The 22,062-nt window shown below is 30.3% G+C and carries 16 protein-coding genes; 1 reads left to right on the top strand and 15 read right to left on the bottom strand.

Annotated elements, in window-relative coordinates:
- Positions 1-3: 3 nt before the first annotated feature.
- From cydB to glgB, 14 genes are all read right to left on the bottom strand, one after another.
- Complete coding sequence (cydB, locus tag GEMHA0001_RS07135) at positions 4-1,032, bottom strand: cytochrome d ubiquinol oxidase subunit II (RefSeq protein WP_003145489.1); 1,029 nt, start codon at positions 1,030-1,032, stop codon at positions 4-6.
- Between the two features lies 1 nt (position 1,033).
- A complete protein-coding gene (locus GEMHA0001_RS07130; protein ID WP_003145246.1) occupies positions 1,034-2,416 on the bottom strand; it encodes a cytochrome ubiquinol oxidase subunit I in 1,383 nt (460 codons plus the stop codon).
- A 212-nt stretch (positions 2,417-2,628) separates the two neighbouring features.
- Complete coding sequence (locus GEMHA0001_RS07125; protein ID WP_003145272.1) at positions 2,629-2,982, bottom strand: DUF1634 domain-containing protein; 354 nt, start codon at positions 2,980-2,982, stop codon at positions 2,629-2,631.
- 1 nt (position 2,983) lies between these two features.
- On the bottom strand, positions 2,984-3,832 hold the full coding sequence (locus GEMHA0001_RS07120; protein ID WP_003145357.1) for a sulfite exporter TauE/SafE family protein: 849 nt from the start codon (positions 3,830-3,832) through the stop codon (positions 2,984-2,986).
- Positions 3,833-3,843: 11 nt separating this feature from the next.
- On the bottom strand, positions 3,844-4,476 hold the full coding sequence (locus GEMHA0001_RS07115; RefSeq protein WP_003145729.1) for a thiamine diphosphokinase: 633 nt from the start codon (positions 4,474-4,476) through the stop codon (positions 3,844-3,846).
- Positions 4,476-5,120, bottom strand: a complete 645-nt coding sequence (rpe, locus tag GEMHA0001_RS07110; RefSeq protein ID WP_003145062.1) for a ribulose-phosphate 3-epimerase — start codon at positions 5,118-5,120, stop codon at positions 4,476-4,478. The genes GEMHA0001_RS07115 and rpe overlap by 1 nt, the downstream gene beginning before the upstream one ends.
- A gap of 1 nt (position 5,121) precedes the next feature.
- A complete protein-coding gene (rsgA, locus tag GEMHA0001_RS07105) occupies positions 5,122-6,003 on the bottom strand; it encodes a ribosome small subunit-dependent GTPase A (RefSeq protein ID WP_003145365.1) in 882 nt (293 codons plus the stop codon).
- 33 nt (positions 6,004-6,036) lie between these two features.
- A complete protein-coding gene (gene recN / locus GEMHA0001_RS07100; RefSeq protein ID WP_003145648.1) occupies positions 6,037-7,737 on the bottom strand; it encodes a DNA repair protein RecN in 1,701 nt (566 codons plus the stop codon).
- A gap of 11 nt (positions 7,738-7,748) precedes the next feature.
- Positions 7,749-8,558, bottom strand: coding sequence for a TlyA family RNA methyltransferase (locus tag GEMHA0001_RS07095; protein WP_003145172.1), 810 nt, complete (start codon positions 8,556-8,558; stop codon positions 7,749-7,751).
- 237 nt (positions 8,559-8,795) lie between these two features.
- On the bottom strand, positions 8,796-11,189 hold the full coding sequence (locus tag GEMHA0001_RS07090; protein WP_003145499.1) for a glycogen/starch/alpha-glucan phosphorylase: 2,394 nt from the start codon (positions 11,187-11,189) through the stop codon (positions 8,796-8,798).
- 24 nt (positions 11,190-11,213) lie between these two features.
- Complete coding sequence (gene glgA, locus GEMHA0001_RS07085) at positions 11,214-12,632, bottom strand: glycogen synthase GlgA (RefSeq protein WP_003144968.1); 1,419 nt, start codon at positions 12,630-12,632, stop codon at positions 11,214-11,216.
- Between the two features lie 144 nt (positions 12,633-12,776).
- Positions 12,777-13,892 (bottom strand): glucose-1-phosphate adenylyltransferase subunit GlgD, encoded by a 1,116-nt coding sequence (gene glgD / locus GEMHA0001_RS07080; RefSeq protein ID WP_003144865.1) that lies wholly within the window; start codon positions 13,890-13,892, stop codon positions 12,777-12,779.
- 1 nt (position 13,893) lies between these two features.
- Positions 13,894-15,066 carry a glucose-1-phosphate adenylyltransferase gene (locus tag GEMHA0001_RS07075; RefSeq protein WP_003145446.1) on the bottom strand — a complete coding sequence of 391 codons (1,173 nt, stop codon included), beginning with the start codon at positions 15,064-15,066 and terminating at the stop codon, positions 13,894-13,896.
- Between the two features lie 28 nt (positions 15,067-15,094).
- A complete protein-coding gene (glgB, locus tag GEMHA0001_RS07070) occupies positions 15,095-16,948 on the bottom strand; it encodes a 1,4-alpha-glucan branching protein GlgB (protein WP_003145466.1) in 1,854 nt (617 codons plus the stop codon).
- Between the two features lie 332 nt (positions 16,949-17,280).
- Here glgB and GEMHA0001_RS07065 point away from each other — a divergent pair, with 332 nt between their 5' ends.
- Positions 17,281-19,131, top strand: coding sequence for a glycoside hydrolase family 13 protein (locus GEMHA0001_RS07065; protein ID WP_003145222.1), 1,851 nt, complete (start codon positions 17,281-17,283; stop codon positions 19,129-19,131).
- A 164-nt stretch (positions 19,132-19,295) separates the two neighbouring features.
- Here GEMHA0001_RS07065 and ppc read toward each other — a convergent pair whose 3' ends face one another.
- A complete protein-coding gene (ppc, locus tag GEMHA0001_RS07060) occupies positions 19,296-21,986 on the bottom strand; it encodes a phosphoenolpyruvate carboxylase (protein ID WP_003145307.1) in 2,691 nt (896 codons plus the stop codon).
- Positions 21,987-22,062: the final 76 nt, after the last annotated feature.

Here is a 22,062-nt window from a genome sequence, read left to right as displayed (position 1 = left end):
TGACTAATACTCCAATTCATCTTCTTTAGTTAGTCGTTTTCTAAAAATAGAATATGACCAAACTTGGTATCCTAAAACGAATGGCAATAGGAATAATGCAACTATTGTCATAAGTCTTAGAGTGTATACTCCACTCGCAGCATCATAAATAAATAGTGATTGACTAACATCATTACTGTTTATTATAGCACGTGGGAACATACCTGCGAAGACACTTAGAGTTAGGAACGCTAAAGTTCCAGATGTACTTAAGAATGCACCTAAGTCACGACCTTTAAAGTTTAAAACAAATGATAACACGAAGAATACTACTGCAATTATTGCTAGTACTAAACCAACATAGTAGTTTGTTGTAAAGATATCTGTTTTAAATAATGCCCAAATAGCAAATACTAATGTTACTATCGCAGCAAATGGGAATAATAATGCAGATGTTGCACGAGCTGCATTTCTTAATTCTCCTGTAGTTTTAAGAGCTAAGAATTGAGCTCCGTGAACTAACATTAGAAGTAACATCATTACTCCTCCAAGGATAGTAAATGGTGATAATAAACCTAAGAAACCATCAACTAAGTTTTTCTTAGCGTCAAGGTTTGCTCCTGTCATGAAGTTAGCTACTGCAACTCCCCATAATACTGGAGGAAGTAAGCTACCAACAAACATTGCTATATCATATGATTTAATCCAAGTTCTATTATCTCCTAATTTACCTCTAAATTCAAATGATACGCCTCGTAAGATTAACGCCACTAACATTAACACGAACGCGATATAGTAACCACTGAATAATTTACCATACCAGATTGGGAAAGCTGCGAACATCGCTCCACCACCTGTTAATAGCCAAACTTCGTTTGCATCCCAGAAAGGACCGATTGTATTGAAGTAAACACGTTTTTCTTCATCAGTCTTACCTAGTACTTGAGCTAGTACACCAACTCCGAAGTCATATCCTTCTAATACGAAGAATCCTGTAAATAGTATTGTTATAAGTAAGAACCAAATATTTGGTAAAGCTACTGACCAATCCATACTATGCTACCTCCTTCACAGTTGTTTCTTTTTTATTCATTGCATATCTAAATGCGATATATTGTGTAATACCTAAGATTGTATATAATACACAGAATACTAATAGTGAGAATAATACTGACGCTCCTGAATTTGGAGAAACTCCTGATTCAGTAGCCATTACACCAAAGATTAAGAATGGTTGACGACCCATTTCAGCCATTATCCAACCACAAGCAGTAGCAACTTCAGCTACTAGTAAAGTCCATGGCATAAGTTGTAAGAACCAACGTTTCTTAGTTTCAGTTCTCTTGAATGAATAAATTGTTCCAAGTAATGCCATCAGTATTAAGATACCAACAGAACCAGACATAATTCTGAATGAGTAGTAAATTGTTGGTACATGCGGTGTGTAATCGATATGTTTTCCAACTACTGGATAATATTTTTCATCCATTTCTTTTTGAAGAGATTTCATACCTTTAAGACTTCCTTCAAACTTGTCATATGCTAAGAAACTTAACATACCAGGTACTTCAAGGTAATGTTCTGCTTTTTGTTGTTTTTGATCGATTGTTGCTAACACTGAGAACGGTGCTGAATTTCCAGTATCTTCATATAGAGCTTCAGCAGCTGCTACTTTCATAGGATATTCTCTTACTAAGTATTGCATTTGAGAATGTCCAGTTACAAATAATCCAAGTGAACCAATTAGAGCTGCTACGATTGAAACTTTAAATGCTTTTCTAAACATTTCAACTTCATGTTTACGTAACATTTTCCAAGATGCAATACCTGCAATTGTGAACGCCCCTACTGTTAACGCCATTGTTACTACGTGAGGGAATTGGTTCCATAAGTATGGGTTTTTAACGATTGCAAAGAAGTCAATCATTTCTGCTTTTTTACCAATTACACCATTCTCAACATACTTAACACCTACTGGGTGTTGCATGAATGAGTTAGCTGATAAAATCCAGAACGCTGACATAAGTGTTCCTATACTTACTAACCAAATACACATTACGTGTAATTTTTTGTTAATTTTCTCCCAAGAGAAAATCCAAATACCGATAAATGTAGACTCAAGATAGAATGCAAGTAAGGCTTCTATCGCAAGTGATGGTCCAAAAACATCCCCTACGAATGAAGAATATTCAGACCAGTTCATACCAAATTGGAACTCTTGAAGAATACCTGTAACAACCCCAACAGCAAAGTTAATTAGGAATAAGTGCCCAAAGAACTTCGTAATTCTTTTGTAATGCTCATCGCCAGTTTTAACATAAATACTTTCAAAAATTGCGATTAAGAACACCATACCTATAGTAATAGGTACAAAGAAGAAGTGGAACACTGTTGTTGCTGCGAATTGTATCCTTGCAAGTAATAGTGGATCCAACATAGATATACCTCCTTATATGTGTTATTTATATTTAATTGTAAATATTATATTATTATTGTATAACATAGTTTTTATTATGGCAAAACAAAAATGATAAAAAGTAGTATTTTTCCTACATTTTACCATTTTTCGTTCACAATTTGTTCACAATTAGCGATAAATTCTATATTATCATATAGTTGAACATTTTATTTTTTAATTTTTTTTATATTTTAGCTATGTGTTACTCCCAATAATAAACTCACAATTAGTATTACTAGTACTAAAATACAAATTCTTACAAATTTGTAATCTTTTTCTTCAATATAGACATACAGTAAACCTAATATACGTAGAACAGGTGTTAATATTAAAAGAAATATACCAAACATTAAGTATGAATAATAATTAAATGATACTAAACCTCTTAGCATTTCATTAAAAGTATATCTTTCTAAAGTTAATACTCCATCTGCTCCTTGTATAAAACTAAGTATAATTCCTGTTATAATAAAGAATGAACTTACAAAAACCCCTGTTTTTATAATATTTGCAATTAATATATTTATATCTCTTTTCCCATTCATATTAAAGCACCCCCAGACCTTTCAGGAACATGTTTATAATAGTAAATAGTAAGATTGGAAGGAAAATATAACGAATATACTTTGCATCTAATCTTTGCATTACTTTTGCTCCAGTTCTTGATCCAATTAAAGTTCCAATCGCTATTGGTGCTGCTACTACTGGATTTATAGTACCATTAAAGAAATATATTAACGCACTTGCTGTTGCAGTAACTCCCATCATAAAGTTACTCGTCGCTGTACTTACCTTTATAGGCAATTTCATATAAGTATCTAAAGCTACAACCTTAAATGCACCACTACCGATTCCTAGTAATCCACTAGCAAACCCAGCACCAAACATAACAAGTGAGCCTTGAGGGACATTAGTAACATTATACTTTACAGTTTCGCCTGTAGCCTTGTCATAGTATGTTGAATTTAATTTATATTTATCAGCGTACTTATCATTTTCTACATTTTCTTCTTCTTTTTTCAATTTAGTTATTAAGCCTGTTTTCTTCAACATTCCATAAAAAGAATTTAACAGTATTAAAGAGAAGAAAATATATAATAATTTAGACGAGAATACTCCAGCCATAAGCGCACCTACTACACCTCCTGCTGTAGTAAATACCTCTAAAAGCATACCTACTCGCATGTTACTAACATGATCTTTTACGAATGCTATTGCTGAACCACTACTTGTTGCAATAACCGCGACAATACTTGCTCCAATAGCATATTTAATATCAAATCCAAATAGTATTGTTAATGCAGGTGTAATAATAATTCCACCGCCTAACCCTACTAAAGAGCCTAAGAAACCTGCAAAAACAGCTATCAACATAAATTGTAATATTTCTACCATTGTTTCTCCTTTTAATCTTTTGAGTATAGTACTAGTACATTATTACTAACTTCTAATTTTATTTCCTCATTACTTTTAAATTCGTTACTAGTAGCGTTAGGCCGATTTAATGTCAGCATTAGATTTTTTACTTCATATTTAGAATTTTTTATTGTCATTAAAGTATCTTCATAAATAGGTACTATTGAGAAATACTTATACCCTTCTATGCTTTCAAAGATATTCAGACCTTTTTTAGCTACTGTAATAATATTATTATCATCTATTATTCTAATTTTAATATGTTGATATTTCTTATTATTAAGTAAAAGTATGTTACCAAAAAAGTGATCAAGTCTTCTTCCAGTAGCTCCGTAAATATCTATTACTTCAACCTCTTCAAATAATTCTAAAATATGTTCTAACGCAAATTCTGCATCTGTTAAATCTTCACTACTTTTCACTTTAAAGTACTTAGATTTTTCTTCAACTTCCTTTCTTTGTTCAAGTGTTATCGAATCAAAATCCCCACAACTTAATATTGGAATAATTCCATTATTAAGCAAGTACAACGCGCCTTTATCTACTCCACACCATAATTTAGAAGAAGGGAATTCTTTTGGAAATACTCCACCTAACATTATGTTTATATTTTTTTTATTCATTATTTTAACAACTCACCTAATGTTTTTTCTTTATCACTTGCTCCAAATAAGAATGAACCACAAACTAATAAGTCCGCACCTTTATCTCGACAAGCTTTTGACGTTTCTATATTTATTCCACCGTCTACTTCTATTAAGAAGTTATAATTTTTTTCTTCTCTAAGTTTTGCTAGTTCTTCAATTTTTTCTAACATTTCAGGAATGAATTTTTGTCCACCGAATCCTGGATTTACAGTCATAATTAAAACATAATTCAATTTTGGCAACAGATATTTAATACTCTCGATTGGTGTTTGAGGGTTTAGTACAATACCAGCTTTTTTTCCATTGTTTTTAATTACTTGTATAACTCTATCTGCATGGTTAGTAGCTTCGATGTGGAACGATACCATATCACAACCTACTTTACAAAATTGTTCAACGTAGTTTTCTGGATTTGCAATCATAAGATGACAATCAAAAACTTTATCTGTCTTAGGGCGGATTGATTCAATTATTGGGAATCCAAATGAAATATTTGGAACAAAGTTTCCATCCATTACATCGATGTGAAACATATCAATACCAATACTTTCTAATTCTTTAATATCTCTTTCTAAGTTAGCAAAATCTGCTGATAAAATTGAAGGTAATATTTTCTTCATCTTATCTCTCCTTTATATATTTTCTCTTTTGATTTTGTTTTTCCGTAAATAATACTTTATAGTCTTCATAACGACTTTCTAATATTTCTTTACTTTCTACCGCTTCTTTAACTCCACATTGAATCTCTTCCATGTGATTACACGGTTTAAACTTACAATCATAATCGTTAAATTCTCTAAATAAATATTGTAAATCTTCTTTTTCAATAAATGTAATATCTAATGAAGAGAATCCTGGAGTATCTGCGATATAGAAATCATCGATTTGATAAAATTCAGTATGTCTCGTAGTATGCCGTCCTCGTCCTAGATGTTTAGAGATTTCTCCAGTTTCAATATCTAAATGTTCTGCAAGCTTATTAATAAACGTCGACTTTCCTGCTCCAGATTGTCCTGAAATAGCTACATACTTCTCTGAAATGACTTGTTTTAATTTTTCAATATCCTCATCAGAGTTTGTAAATACTTGATATCCTATTTCATAGTAATAGTTCATTATTTCTTTCATTTTATTAAGCTCTTCATCACTTAATAAATCAAGCTTTGTAAAGACAATTATAATATCTACATTACTATTTTCATTTAAACAAATCATTTTATTCAGTAATTTACTAGAAAACTCAGGATCTTTTACTGATACTACGATAATACTATAATCTATATTTGCTACCTTAGGTCGTAGTAATTCATTTTTTCTTTCTAATATTTCTACAACATACCCTGTATTATTATCACTTAATTGAATTTTTACATCATCTCCTACTAACGGCGTGATGTTTTCATTTCTGAAGTTTCCTCGTGCACGACAAGTAATCAACTCTCCAGAACAGTCTACATAATAAAATCCACTAAGTGCTTTTAAAATTTTTCCTTCTTTAGTCATAGTCCTCCTTTACCTTTACGGTATTTTTACTAACTACTTATTTAGTTTTTCTTTTATCTCTTCTTTAATTTTTTCAGCTAATCTTAACATTTCAATAGAGTGTTCTTCTGAAAGTTTTGTCATAGTATCTCCAGATACCATTCTTGCTACCTCTGCAATCTTTTGTTCTTCAGTCAACTCTCTAATAACAGTTAATGTTCTCTTATCAATGATTTCTTTACTAATTAGTAAGTTGGTATCCGCCAAAGCTGTTGTTTGAGGTAGATGCGAGATACATAATACTTGTGATCCTACTCCTAGTTGATACATCTTTTCAGCCATTCGTTGTGATACTCTTCCACTTACACCAGTATCTATTTCATCAAAGATAATTGAAGTAGCCTCTATACTTCTTGAGAAGATTATTTTTAGTGCTAACATCACCCTAGAAAGTTCTCCACCTGAGGCAACTTTAGATAATGATTTTAATGGTTCTCCTAAGTTAGCGCTAATCAGAATCTTAACATCATCTTTTCCTGTTGATGAGAATTCTTTTTCTTTAAAGTCAACTTTGATTGTACTTTTTTCCATATATAAGAATTTCAACTCATCTTGGATAAGTTTTTCTAATTTTAAAGCTGTATCTTTTCTAAAAGAGCTTAACTCTTCAGCTAAAACTGTTAATTCTTCTTCAATCTTCTTACTTTCTTCTAAATAATTTTCGAAGTTTTCTTCATAATTTTCTAACTCATCCAATTCTTCTTTTATAGTTTCTGTGAAATCTATTAGCTCATTTAATGGTTTTGAATATTTTTTCTCTAAAGTTCTTATCTTATCTAATCTATAGATTAATCTATCTAATTTTTCTTCATCATATTCGATAACATCAGTATAACTAGATACTTCATATTTCAAATCGTCTAAGATATAGTATAAATTTGTAATTTCTTCATACTTTTCTTCAAAGTTTGAGTTATATCTAGTTAACTCTCCCAGATTAGATCTTATTTCTGCTAGCTTAGAAATAACACCATATTCTCCATCGATTCCTTCGGTAATACTATGAGCAAGATTATTCACCTTCTCAAAGTTCTCCAGATAGTCAATATCTTTTTCTAGTTCTAGGTCTTCATCTTTTTTAAGTTTCATCTGACTTAATTCTTTATATTGGAATTTCAAGAAATCTACTTTTTGAAGAACATCACTCTCTTGTTGTTTTAAGTTATCAATTTTTTCTTTTATTATCTGATATTCTTTATACTTCTCTTTGTATTTTATATACACAGGTTGTATTTTCTCACGATTAAAAGAATCTACTAAATTAAGATGATTTTTTTCTACTAATAGAACTTGATTATCGTGTTGTTCATGGATATCTAATAAATGAGCAGCTACTTTTTTTAATGTCGATAGGTTAACTATAGTCCCATTTATTCTACAGACACTCTTTCCACTACTATAAATGTCACGACGAACTACTATTACCTCATCTTCTAGATCTAAGTCTAATTCATTAAAAATTTCCTTAACTTCCTTACTCTTTGGAAAATCAAATACTCCTTCTACACTAGCCTTATCTTCACCATATCGAATATAGGAAGTTGAGGTTCTTTGACCTGATAATTGCGAAATTGCCGCTAGAATCATTGATTTCCCAGCACCTGTTTCTCCACTTAAGACAGTTAAACCATTTTTAAGTTCTATAGTTGCTTTTTCAATTATTCCAAATTGCTTAATATTTAACTGAATTAACATTAGCTCCTCCTCTATTTAAAGTGATTATGAGCATTGTTTACGATATGCTCGATATTTATATTTTTATTTTCTACTTCTTTAGTTGCATTGTATTTTAATATCATTAGGAATTCAATATTTCCTTCTCCTCCTGTTATTGGAGAATAAGATAGGTTCGTCATACTAAAACCTACACTATTTGCTAACAATAATACCTTTTCTACTACTTCAAGTTGAACTTTTTTATCTCGAACTATTCCGCCTTTTCCTACCTTATCTTTTCCAGCTTCGAATTGTGGTTTTACAAGTGCACAAACTTCTCCACCATCTTTTATAATTTCTGCAAGATTTGGTAATATTAATGATAATGAAATAAATGAAACATCAATTGATGCTATATCTATATCATATACATCAAAGTCTTCTTTTACTGAATGTCTGAAGTTAGTTTGTTCCATTACTTTTACACGTTCATCATTACGCAATTTCCAAACAAGTTGATTTGTTCCAACATCTAATGCATAGACAAACTTCGCTCCATTTTGTAAAGCACAGTCCGTAAATCCACCAGTTGAAGAACCAATATCAATCATCACCTTATCTTTAACATCAAAATTTAGTTCGTTGATTGCTTTTTCTAATTTAAGACCCCCACGACTTACGTACGGCATCTTTTTACCTTTAATTCTAAGCTCAGCAGTTGATTCAACCTTTTCTCCTGCTTTGTCGATTCTTATATTATCATTATAAACAATACCAGCCATTATCGCTCGTTTTGCTTTTTCACGTGATTCGAATAATCCTTGACTCACACAAAGGACATCAGCTCTCTCTTTTGCCATAATTACCTCTTTTAAATTTACTAATTATTTTCTTTTGAAAATTTTTTTAATTTTCAATTTCAAACAGTCTTTTCTTCTAATTTTACCATAATAATAACTTTTTATCTATGAGAACGGCGTGTTTATATACACTTTATGATTAAAAACAAATATATTTATTTTAAATCCGTAATAAAAATATAAAGAAAGAGTAACTTAGAAAAATAAATTTTCTAAGTTACTCTATTAAAGTTTATTCTATTTTACTTTTTTTATATTCCAAATGTCCTTTGCGTATTCTTCTACTGATCTATCTGCAGAGAAGATTCCAGCGTTAGCTGTATTAACTAAACTCATACGTCCCCATTTTTCTTTATCTTGATAAGTCTCTGCTACTTTTTCTTGAGCTGCAATATAACTTTCAAAATCCGCTAGACACATATAATTGTCTTGAGTTAATAGATAGTCTACAATAAAGTTGAAGTTCATACCCCCAACAGTCATAGTTCTAATAAAATCTAGAGTTTCTTTTATTTTAACTGAGTTATTATAATATTCCCATGGTTTATAGCCGCGAGCATTTAATTCATCTACTTCTGGTGTTTCAAGACCGAAGATAAAGATATTTTCATCCCCTACCGCTTCATGGATTTCCACATTTGCTCCATCAAGTGTTCCTAATGTTAATGCACCGTTTAGCATTAGTTTCATATTTCCTGTACCACTTGCTTCTTTACCTGCTTGAGAAATTTGTTCACTAATATCAGCTGCAGGTATTATTTTCTCTGCAAGAGTAACTTTGTAATCTGGAAGGAATACAACTTTGATGTAATCACGAACTAATTCATCACATTCAATCATTTGAGATATTGAGTGGATAAATTTGATGATATTTTTAGCCATTTGATATCCAGAAGATGCTTTTGCTGCGAAGATAAATGTTCTTGGTACTGGACGTAAACCATTGTATTTAATTTCTCTGTATAAGTATACGATGTGTAAAGCATTAAGTAATTGACGTTTATATTCATGTAGTCTCTTAACTTGAACATCAAAAATAGAGTCTGGATTTACAGTTATACCTGTAGTATTTTGAATATATGTAGCAAGTTGTTCTTTTTTAACTTTTTTAATTTCTTGAAGTTTTGCTACAACTTTCTTATCATTTTTATAGTCATTTAATTTACTGATTTTAGATAAATCTTTAACAAAATCATCACCAATTAGATCTTTTAGATAAGATGCTAACTCAGGGTTTGCTTGACCTAACCATCTGCGGTGAGCTATACCATTCGTAACATTACCGAATTTTGTTGGATATAATTCATTAAATGCTCTAAATGTTGATTCAACAAGAATATCACTATGTAATTTTGATACACCATTAACGTTATGACTACCTACGATAGATAAGTTAGCCATTCTGATTTGATTATCATAGATAATTGCAGTTTCTGCTAACGTATAATGTTTTCCTTGATCAATTACCAACTGACAGAATCGTTTGTTAATTTCTTCAATAATTGAGTAAATACGTGGTAATAATGGCTTGAATAAATCTACAGACCATTTTTCTAAAGCTTCTGCCATAATTGTATGGTTTGTATAAGCAAATATTTTAGTCGTAATTTCCCAAGCTTTATCCCAAGAATATCCGTATTCATCAAGTAATAATCTCATTAACTCTGGAACTCCCATAGCTGGATGAGTGTCGTTAATATGTAATGCTACATGGTCACTTAAGTTTTCTAATGTTCCAAATTCATTATAATGATTTTTTACTAATTGTTGTAAAGATGCACTGATAAAGAAGTACTGCTGTTTTATACGTAATTCTTTACCTTCATTTGTGCTATCTGCTGGATATAATAATTTAGAAATTGATGAGGCAATTGCTTCTGCTTCTGAAGACTTAGAATATTCTCCACGTTCAAATAATTTCATATTAAAACCAGTTTTTGCTTTTGCTTCCCAAAGACGTAATGTATTAACTGTTTTAGTTTTATATCCAGAGATTAATAAATCATATGGTTCAGCTTGGATTGATGTATAATCTTTGTGCTCAACTTTAAATCCATCTTCAGTCATTTTTTCTTCTACATGACCGTAGAATCTTACTTCAATTTCTTCATCATTTCTATAAACAAGACCGTATTTTCCTAAGTCTAACCAATAATCTGGAAATTCTTGTTGCCAACCATTGTTGATAACTTGTTTGAAAATTCCATATTCGTATAAAATTGAGAATCCAGTTACAGGATAATCACTACTAGTTAAGGCATCTAAATAACATGAAGCAAGTCTTCCAAGTCCACCATTTCCTAAACCTGGGTCTGGTTCAATATCATAGATTTCATCTAGATTAAAATTATTTTTTTCTAGATATTCTTTAGTTTGCTTTTCAATTCCTAGGTTAAATAAGTTATTTCTTAAAGTTCTACCTACAAGAAACTCCATTGACATGTAGTAAGCACGTTTTTGCTTTGTTTTTTTCAATTCTTGTTCGTAAGCAAATTTTTTCTCAGATAATTTTTCTCTTACCGTACTCATTAACGCTTCATAAACTTGACGTTTACTTGCTAAAGTTATAGTAATTCCAAATTGTCTTTTTAAATACTTCTCTATTCTTTGTTCAAATTCTTGATGTTTCATTATTCTCTCCTATAATCTAGTTTATTAGACTATTTCATTGTACATATCTATGTATTGTAAAGCTGATTTTTTCCAACTTACATCTTGTTTAATTGCATTTTTCATAATTTTATTCCAAATATGACGTTCTTGATAATAGCAGTATGTCGCTCTATAAACAGCATCTAGCATATCATACGCATCGAAACTTTCAAATGTAAATCCTGTTCCAAACTTACCGTCAAATGGTTCTACTGTGTCCCTTAACCCACCTACTCTGTGAACAATCGGCACTGTAGCATATCTCATTGAAATTAATTGAGATAAACCGCATGGTTCAGTTTTAGAAGGCATTAAGAACATATCACAAGAACTATATACTTTTGAAGATACTTCTGAAGAAAACATTATTAAGCTTCTTACTCTATCGTGACGACGATATTCTAATGAACGCAATGCATCTTCATAATGTCTATCACCTGTTCCTAAAATTACTAATTGTGCACCAGTTTTTAAAATCTCATCTGCTACATGAAGAACTAGATCTATACCTTTTTGATGAGTTAGTCTTGTAACCATTCCAATCATTGGAATATTTTCATTCACTTCTAATGCTAATTCTTCTTGGAATTTCAATTTGTTTTGCACTTTATTTTTTAAAGTTTTAGAATCAAAATTTTTGAAAATTTGTTTATCAGTTTTTGAATTAAATTTATCAGTATCTAATCCATTAATTATACCGTGAAGTTTCCCTTGTTCTATTCTTAAAATATCATCTAATCCGTATGAAAAATACGGGTCTAATATTTCATGAGCATATGTTTCACTTACAGTATTAATTCTATCAGCTAATTGTATAGCTCCTTTTAATAAATTTAAATCACCTTTGTAAATAAGTGCATCAAAGTACTTATTATCTAGCCCGAATAAGTTACCCATTTCATAAGGATTGAATTTACCTTGGAATTCAATATTATGAATTGAAATTACACTTTTAATATTTTGATAGAAGCCTTCTCCTCTTGCTTTAAGATCATCCAAATAAATAATCGATAATGCCGCATGCCAATCATTAGCGTTTACTACATCTGGTTTATAGCCAATATGAGGTAATATTTCTAATGCTGCTTTTGAGAAGAATGCAAAACGTTCCCCGTCATCTTCTTGACCATATACACTCTCTCTATTAAAATATTGTTCATTATCAATGAAGTAGTAAGTTACTCCATTTACTACAGTCTCAAAGATTCCACAGTAAACTGTTCTCCATCCTAAATTAATAAAAATATGTTGTCTGTATTTTAAATCGTACTTATCTCTGTCTATTGAAGAATACAACGGTAGTACCACCCTTGCTTCTACATTTTCATCTTGAAGGGCTTTTGGCAATGAACCTATAACATCACCTAGACCCCCAACTTTAACAAATGGTGCTGCTTCAGCTGCCACGAATAAAATTTTCATTATATTTCTCCTTATTCGTAATTTACTTTCATACTAAAAGGGTTAGTTTTAGATGCAGTCTATCTGTATATTATACTCTTTTTTCTTTTGAAAATCGAAAGTTTTACAAATCTCTCCCACATATTAATCTAACCCTTTTTTTTATTATTCTACTATTTTACCTTTTTCTACGATAACTTGGCAGTTTTCTGTTCCTTTTAATTCAACTTTTTCTGAAACTACTGCATATTTATCTAAAATCACACAATCTAAGTATGCTGATTTTTTAATCACACAATTAGGAAGTACTATTGAGTTTTTAATCACCGCTCCGTCTTCAACTACAACATCTCTAAAAAGGATACTATTTTCTACAATTCCGTTAATTTCACAACCATCACCTAGTATAGAATTCTTAACTATTGCTCCGTCTCCATATGTAGTTGGCACGCTATCTGCTACTCTTGTTAGAATATCAGTTCCTGATAAGAACAATTCATTTAACTTTTCTGGATTTAATAAGTCACGATTGAAATTATAGTATTCTTGTACGCTATTAATTGTTCTGTTGTAATTCTTAATTTCATATCCATAAACATTTAAACGATGGAAGTTCTTTGTAATAAAGTCTAATAGAAGGTCTTGCCATCCTAATGTCGTACCTTTTTTAACTAATTCTTTAAACATTTGTTTAGACATTATATAGATTTTAACCTGTGTCGGGCAGACCTGATCATATCCATCATAATGATATAAACTATCATAAACTCTATTCTTGTCATCAAAAATTATTTGCGATTCACGTTGTTGAGGTTTTCTATAAGTATAAGCTAACGTTATATCTGCATTTGTTGATTTATGGTAATTTATCATATCTCTAAAATCAATATTACCTACAATGTTCCCATCAGCTAAAATACAATATTCTTCTAACAATGTATCTGCATATTTAGAAGCATCCCCTAATGCCTCAATCTTGTTTTGAGCTACACGGTTTGAATGATGGTTTGACATTGGTGTAATAAACTTAAGCCCACTATTTTTTCTATTTAGATCCCAGTCTTTCCCCCAACTAAGGTGATCCATTAATGATTTATAGTGATAATTTGTTACTACTGCAATATTTGATACTTCAGCTTTTACTAAAGAAGATAACATGAAATCAATCATTCTATATCTTGATGCAACAGCTAAAGATGCTAGTGTTCTATTTCTTACTAATCCTTGCAAATCATCATTACGATAGTTATCTGCAAATAATACACAAAACGCATTTACCATATTATTTTCCCTCTACTTTCCTATTGTCATTTACAACTTCATCCCTACCGATTACCGTTATTTGTTCTTTTCCTATAACTATTTCTCTGTGACCAACTTCTACATTTTCTTTAACTATCGAACCTTCAGCAATAATTGAATTATAGACTTTAGCACCTTTTTCTATTAGTACATCTTTCATTATTATGCTTCCTACAACTTCTGCACCTTCTTCGATTCTAACACCTGAAGAAATAATTGATTCAGAAACAGCACCATAAACTGCAGTACCATCAGAAATCATAGAATTTTTTACATTTGCACTATGTCCTAAGTATTGTGGCATAGCACCTTCATGACGATAGTAAATTCTCCATAATCTATCATCAATATTGAAATTCTCTTTATTTTTAATAAGGTCCATATTAGCTTCCCATAAGCTTTCTATTGTACCTACATCTTTCCAATATCCATAAAATGGATAAGCATAGATGTTTTTACCTTCATTTAACATCATTGGAATAATATTTTTACCGAAGTCTTTTTCACTATCAGGATTTTCCTCATCACGTATCAGGTATTCTCTAAGTTCTTTCCAACTAAAAATATAAATACCCATTGATGCTTTTGTAGATATTGGATTTTCTGGTTTTTCTAGAAACTCTGTAACTTTTAAATCTGTATTTGTATTTAAAATACCAAAACGGCTCGCTTCTTCAATAGGAACATTTATATGTGCTATTGTTAAGTCAGCACCTTTTTGTTTATGGAAATCTAACATTTCTTTATAATTCATTTTGTAAATATGATCTCCAGATAAGATAAGTACGTATTCAGGATTGTATTGCTCTATGTATTTAATATTTTGATAAATCGCATTTGCTGTTCCCTTGTACCATTCTCCCGTTTTACCTGCAGTATAAGGTGGTAGAATTGATAATCCACCATCCATTCTATCTAAATCCCATGGTTGACCATTCCCCATGTATGAGTTAAGCTCAAGTGGCATAAACTGCGTTAATACCCCAACTGTTGAAATTCCAGAGTTCGCACAATTTGATAATGGAAAATCGATAATTCTATATTTCCCACCAAAAGGTACAGCTGGTTTAGCCATATCTTTAGTTAATACTTGAAGCCTCGTACCTTGTCCTCCTGCTAGTAGCATAGCTACTACTTCTTTTTTTCGTGCCATAAATTTGACCCCCTTCTTCTAAAACTTATTATTTCTTTTCTATATACATCGTTGTATAAGGTGGTATGTTTATACTCAAAGTATATTTAAATTCATTTTTCTCTTTATTTATAGTTTTTAAATTTCTATTTGAAATTGCTAATCCATCATATTTCTTAGCATCCGAGTTCAATACTATTTTATAACTTCCCCAAGTATTTACTCCTATTTCATAATGTTTTAATACTTGATTTGAAAAGTTAGTAACTACTAGTACTTCTTTACCAGATCTGTCTATACGTGAGAAAGCAAAAACATTATTGTTATTATCGTCCACAACATGCCATTTAAATCCGTCCCAGTCACTATCGTTTTCCCATAATGCAGGTGTAGATTTATAGTACTTGTTAAGTTCTTTAACATATCTATGTGTGAATACATGTTTTGGATAAAGCATTAATAACCAATCTAATTCTCTTTCTTCATCCCATTCAATAAACTGAGCAATATCAATTCCCATAAATGTCAGTTTTTTCCCGGGATGTGCATACATATATCCTAAGAATGCCTTAAAATTACCAAACTTATCTTCATAAGGAACAGGACTTTTATCTAATAGCGATTTTTTCCCATGTACTACTTCATCATGTGAAATAGGCAAGATGAAATTTTCTGAAAACGCATAATGCATTGAGAAAGTAAATTTGTTATGTACTCCTTTTCTGAAGAAAGAATCTGTTTCTAAATAATCAAGACTGTCATTCATCCATCCCATATTCCACTTAAAGTCAAATCCTAAACCTCCATGGTCAACAGCGGCTGTTACTTTTGAATAACTTGTCGATTCTTCAGCTATCATTGAAACACCAGGATAGTTTTCTTTTATGTAAAGATTTAAATTTTTTAAGAAATCAATTGCTTCTAAATTTTCAAAACCACCGTAGATATTTCTTGCAGATTTTTCCTCATCTCGACAATAGTTTAAAAATATCATTGAACTTACAGCATCTACCCTAATACCATCAATATGATAATCTTCTATCCAAGAAACTGCACTTGATGTTAAAAAGGATCTTACTTCATTTCGTCCATAGTCGAAGACTCTAGTTCCCCAGCCTTCATGTTCCATTTTTCTTGTATCTGAATACTCATAACAATGTGTCCCATCAAATTCATATAATCCATGAGCATCTTTTGTAAAATGTCCAGGTACCCAATCTAAAATTACTCCAATATTATTTTGATGACAACGGTCAACAAAATACATAAAGTCTTCAGGTGTTCCATATCTAGATGTCGGTGAAAAATATCCGGTTGTTTGATACCCCCATGATTTATCATAAGGATATTCAGTTATAGGTAACAATTCTATATGAGTGTAGTTCATATCTTTAACATAGTCTACTAATGTATGAGCCAATTCTCTATAACTTAATTCCCTACCATCTTCATGATGTTTCCATGACCCTAAATGAACTTCATATATATTCATTGGACAATGATAAGGAACCTCTCTATTTTTCATCCATTTGCTATCTTTCCATTCATAGTAAGGTAATGAATAAACTTTTGAAGCTGTTAATGGTCTAGTTTCAGCATGCTTTGCATATGGATCTGCTTTCCATAACTCAGTTCCACTTTTAGTAACTATTACGTATTTATATGCATCATATTGCTTAATACCACTAAGCTCAACTTCAAATACACCTTTATCATTAATTAATTTCATTTCATGAGTATGCGGATGCCAAGAACAAAACTCACCAGTTACAAATACCTTAACTGCATTTGGCGCCCATACTCGAAATATACATTTATCCCCATTTAAAAATGATCCTAAATATTTATGGCTATGGTAATTGGTCCCTTCATGGAATAAATATTCTGCCATATTATTGTTCACTAAATAACCCCCTTTCCATCGAAAGTAAACGTTTACTTTAGCTGGTAAAAATTTTTATAATATAGAAATATAAATAAAAATAGTTTATTTTATTACTAATTATTTCTTTATTTTTTATATCTATATTATAACACAATGAAGCCTTGATGTAAATGTTTTCTTTAGTTATTTTCTATAAAGAAATATACCCCTTATCTTGTTTTTATATTGATTAATTTTTACTATTTTATAATTAAATTATTTACTTTTAAAAACTTTTATATTAAAATTAAACTGATTAATTTTAGAAAACAGTTTAGTAATGAAAATTTTATGTTTCGGAGATGAAAAATATGATTAAATTTAATCCAATAAAAAATAAATACCCTCAGGGGGCATTAAAAAATAATGATGATTTCTATTTTGAAGTATTTATTAAGGATGATTTTTACTTTAATGACTTTAAAATAATTATTAAAAATGAATATACAGGTGAACTTATTTCAAAAAGTTTAGAGTTTAAAGAAAAAGCTAGAGAGAACTACTCTACTTATCATGTAACTTTTGAACCATTTAATACTGGTCTTTATTTTTATCATTTTGAAGTTCACTTTGACAGTTTTTATGTTTATTTAAAAAATGATAAACTCGACGCTAAGTTGGTAAATAGCAAAGACGAGCTACCTGATTGGCAGTTGACAGTATACGATAAAAACTTCACTACACCAGATTGGTATAAAGGGTCTATAATGTATCAAATTTTCCCAGATAGATTTAAGCGTAGCGAGAAATTCATAGCAAAAGTCGCAAAGAATGAAAATGTAAGAATTAGACATGAAAATTGGAATAGTATTCCTCATTCATCTATCACTCATGAAAATTATGGAGCTAAAGATTTTCTAATGGGGAATCTACTAGGGATTGAAGAAGAAAAAGAATATTTCAAAAAATTAAATATCGAGAGCATCTATCTTAACCCAATCGTTGAAAGTCCAGAAAATCATCGTTATTCTACTTCAGATTATTTTAACGTTGATCCATATTTTGGTACTAATGAACAATTTGAAAAGTTTTGTAAAGAATTTAAAGATAATAATATTAGAATCATACTAGATGGTGTATTTAGTCATACCGGTTCAGATAGTATCTATTTCAATAGGTATAATAACTATGATAGCATCGGAGCTTATAATTCACAAAATTCACCATATTATTCTTGGTTTAATTTCATAAATTTCCCTAACGAATATCATTCGTGGTGGGGATTTGATAACTTACCTACAGTAATAAAAGAAAATAAAGAATACAGCGATTTTATTAATAATAAGGATAGTGGGGTTGTCAACTTTTGGCAAAAACTTGGAATTGCTGGATGGAGACTTGATGTTGCTGATGAATTTCCTGACGAATTTTTAGATAGAATTCGTGAAAGTGCGAAATACTATGATAAAGATGCTCTAATCATTGGTGAAGTTTGGGAAGATGCAACTAATAAGATTTCATACAATACTCGTCGTCGTTATTTCTTAGGTAATCAACTTGATAGTGTTATGAACTATCCTTGGAAAAACGCAATTATTAATTTTGTAAAAAATAAAAACGCAGAAGACTTTACTCTTGAAATTTTAAAACTAGTAGAAAATTATCCCCGACCAGCTCTTGATGCTGTAATGAACTTATTAGGAAGTCATGATACAGAACGAGTATTAACTATGCTAGCATTTGATAATCCTGAAGATGTTCCTGTTCATGAAAGACCAACATATAAAATGTCTAATGAACAATATGCTAAAGCGAAAGAACTCCTTAAGTATGCTAGTTTTATTCAATTTACTCTACCTGGTGTTCCTTGTATTTATTATGGTGATGAAATTGGAATGTACGGCTTTAGAGATCCTTATAATCGTTTAGGGTATACACATAATGATAAGGATGAAGATTTGTTAAATCACTATATTAAACTATCAAACTTTAGAAATGAAAATAAAGATGATTTTATCACAAACTTCGAGTTTACTTATACAAACAACAAGTGTGTTGCATATAGACGAAATAATGTTCTTTGTATTATAAATCTTGATTCTAAAGCTCATTTTGTTGAAAATTACTCTGGTGAAAAACTATTTGGAAATAACAACGTTTATTCTACACCTTTCGGAACAGTTATTCCACCTAAGAGTTATGTTGCTATAAAAATTAAATAATTTAAAAAGGGAGTGACTCGAAAATCATGATTTCTTAAGAAACAAGATTTTTTAGAATCATCCACATTTATTTACGCAATTAAAATTCATATCTTATTGTATAGTTATAAAGTATTAAATTTTTAAAGAAAGAGAGGAATCGTATCGTTTCCTCTCTTTCTTTATTATCCTGAGTTTCTAAGTCCTGTAGCTACCCCGTTAATTGTTATGTGAATTGTATTAATTTGTGATTCAAGTAATTTACCTTCTCTTGAACGTTTAATTAACTCTAATTGAATTAAATTTAATGTATTAAAGTACTGTAACCTATTTTCTAAACTTTGAGTTAAATAAGTATTATCTTCTAGGAACTCTTTATGTTCTGAAATTTCTAAAACTACTTGTTTTGTTAAATTCCATTCTCTTAAAATTTCTTCATATATCTTTTTAGTTTCTTCTTCTTTACACAAGTTAGCATATTCTCTAGCTATATCCATATCTGATTTTGCCATAACCATGTCTACATTTGATAATAATGATGTGAAGAATGGCCACTCTTTATACATTTTACGAAGCTTTTCAATATTACCTTTATCTTTGTTTATGTAATTAGAAAATGCTGTTCCTACTCCATACCAACCAGGAAGCATGATTCTACTTTGTGACCATGAGAATACCCATGGGATAGCCCTTAATCCACCAATATCAGTAATTTTCTTACGTGAGGCTGGACGCGAACCAATGTTTAAACTTGAAATTTCTTTGATTGGTGTAGCTTCAAAGAAATAATTGTAGAAGTTAGGATTTTCAAATACTAGTTCTCGATATTTATTGTAACTATCTTCTACTATTTCATCCATAATAACTTGGATTTCAGGTATATCTCTAATATCAGTATTCACTTTATCAGCGTTCATTCTATGAATTACAGCTGAGAATAGCGCTTCTAAGTTATAATATGCAGCATCACTATTACCATACTTAGCCGCAATAATTTCACCTTGCTCTGTCAGACGTATTCTATCTTGAACACTTCCTAATGGCTGAGAGATAATCGCATCATAACTTGGACCACCACCACGCCCAACAGTACCACCACGTCCATGGAAGAATGTAACTTTAATATTATATTTTTCTCCTAATGATGATAGTTCCTGTTGAGCTTTATATAACGACCATCCAGATGATAAATATCCACCATCTTTGTTACTATCTGAGTATCCTAACATAATCTCTTGGTATCTGCTATTATCACTTACCCATTTTTTTACAATATCTAGACTTAAGTATTTATCCATTACTTCATATGAATTCTCTAAGTCTTCGATTGTTTCGAATAATGGTACAAGTTGCAATCTTGCAAAGTCACTTCCCACTAATCCGACTTCTTTTAGCATAATTGCAAGTTCTAATAAGTCAGAAACACTTGTTGTGTGTGAAATAATGTTTTGTTTAATAACATTATCACCTAGTTTATCTTTTAATTTTCTAGCTGTTCTAAATATTGCTAATTCTTTTCTTAATTCTTCTGATTGTTTGTTTTCATCATTAATACTTAGTGGACGTGGATCTTCTTTTAATTGATTTAATAGAAGTTCACATTTTTCTTCTTCACTAAGTGAACTATAATCTTTTTCAATATTAGCACTACTTAGCAATTCAGCAACTGATGCTTCATAGACACTTGAATCTTGACGCATATCTATACTTGCTAAATAGAATCCAAAGATTTTAACAACATTAAGCAATTCTTCAAATTCACCGGTTACTAAGATTTCACCTTTATTCTCTAATAATGACTTTTCAATTATTATTAAATCAGCGACAAACTCATCAACTGTAAGATATTTATCTCCAATTTCTTTATCTTGTAATAAATACTCTCTAGTATTTTCAAGTTTTTCTTTAATATATGATATCGCTCTTCTGTATAATTCTTTTTCTCTATATTCAGAAGTATCACTTGAACGATTTGCCAATTCTTCTAGTTCTTTACTTCCTTTAGCAACATGAGATGACATTGAGAAAGTTCTATATAAACTATTTAGTTTTTCAATATAATAAGCTATAATAAGCTCACATTGTTTCATAGCTGATAGATTTAATGTTTCAGCTGTTACAAATGGATTTCCATCACGGTCGCCACCAATCCACATTCCCATTGTTATTGGAGTCTCATTTTTTAATTCTATCTTATTTTCTTCTAACAATAATTTATACTCAGTCATTAACTTTGCAACTGCTTTAATAAATGATAGGTTATAATATTCTAATACATTTGTGATTTCGTTAGCTACTTTTAATTTTTTCTCACGAATAATATCACTTTGTGTTAATATTTCAATATGTTTTTGGATTGCATTTTTCCATTTTCTTTCATTTATTAAACCATTTTTTACATCACGGTGTTTTCTTAATAATGTGTGTAATTTTTCCGTTAAATCAAGAACTGTTTTACGTTGAACTTGTGTTGGATGCGCTGTTAATACTGGTACTACATTAATATTTTCTAAGATATTTTTATCTTTAATATTTTTAATAGACTCAGATAATTTCCCTACATATGTTTCACCTATATTATTTTTATAGTTAACTTCATAAGCTAAATCAACATCTTCAGCTATGTTAATTAATAATGGTAAAATTGAAAAGAAATTTGCAACAATTTCCATTTCTTCTTGAGTTAAATCTTTAATTATAAGATTTAATTTTTCGTAATTTTTTTCATCTGCTAACGCTTTTAATTCTACAATTTTTTCAAATGTATTTTCAGAAATCATTTTTTGTGTTGCTTTTAACAGCATTTCTGTAAGAATTTGAATCTCTTCTTGTATAATATTTTCATTTACATTGCTTTCTAATCTTGTGTTTTGCATTTAGTTACTCCTTGATAAGATTTTTACTAATAAAGTATATTTATCAGTTTTAACTACATATTCCATTATAAAACTT

Source organism: Gemella haemolysans ATCC 10379 (assembly GCF_000173915.1).
Classification (GTDB): Bacteria; Bacillota; Bacilli; order Staphylococcales; family Gemellaceae; genus Gemella; species Gemella haemolysans.
Note: the sequence above shows the minus strand (reverse complement) of the source record. Positions and strands in the feature narration are given on the sequence as shown.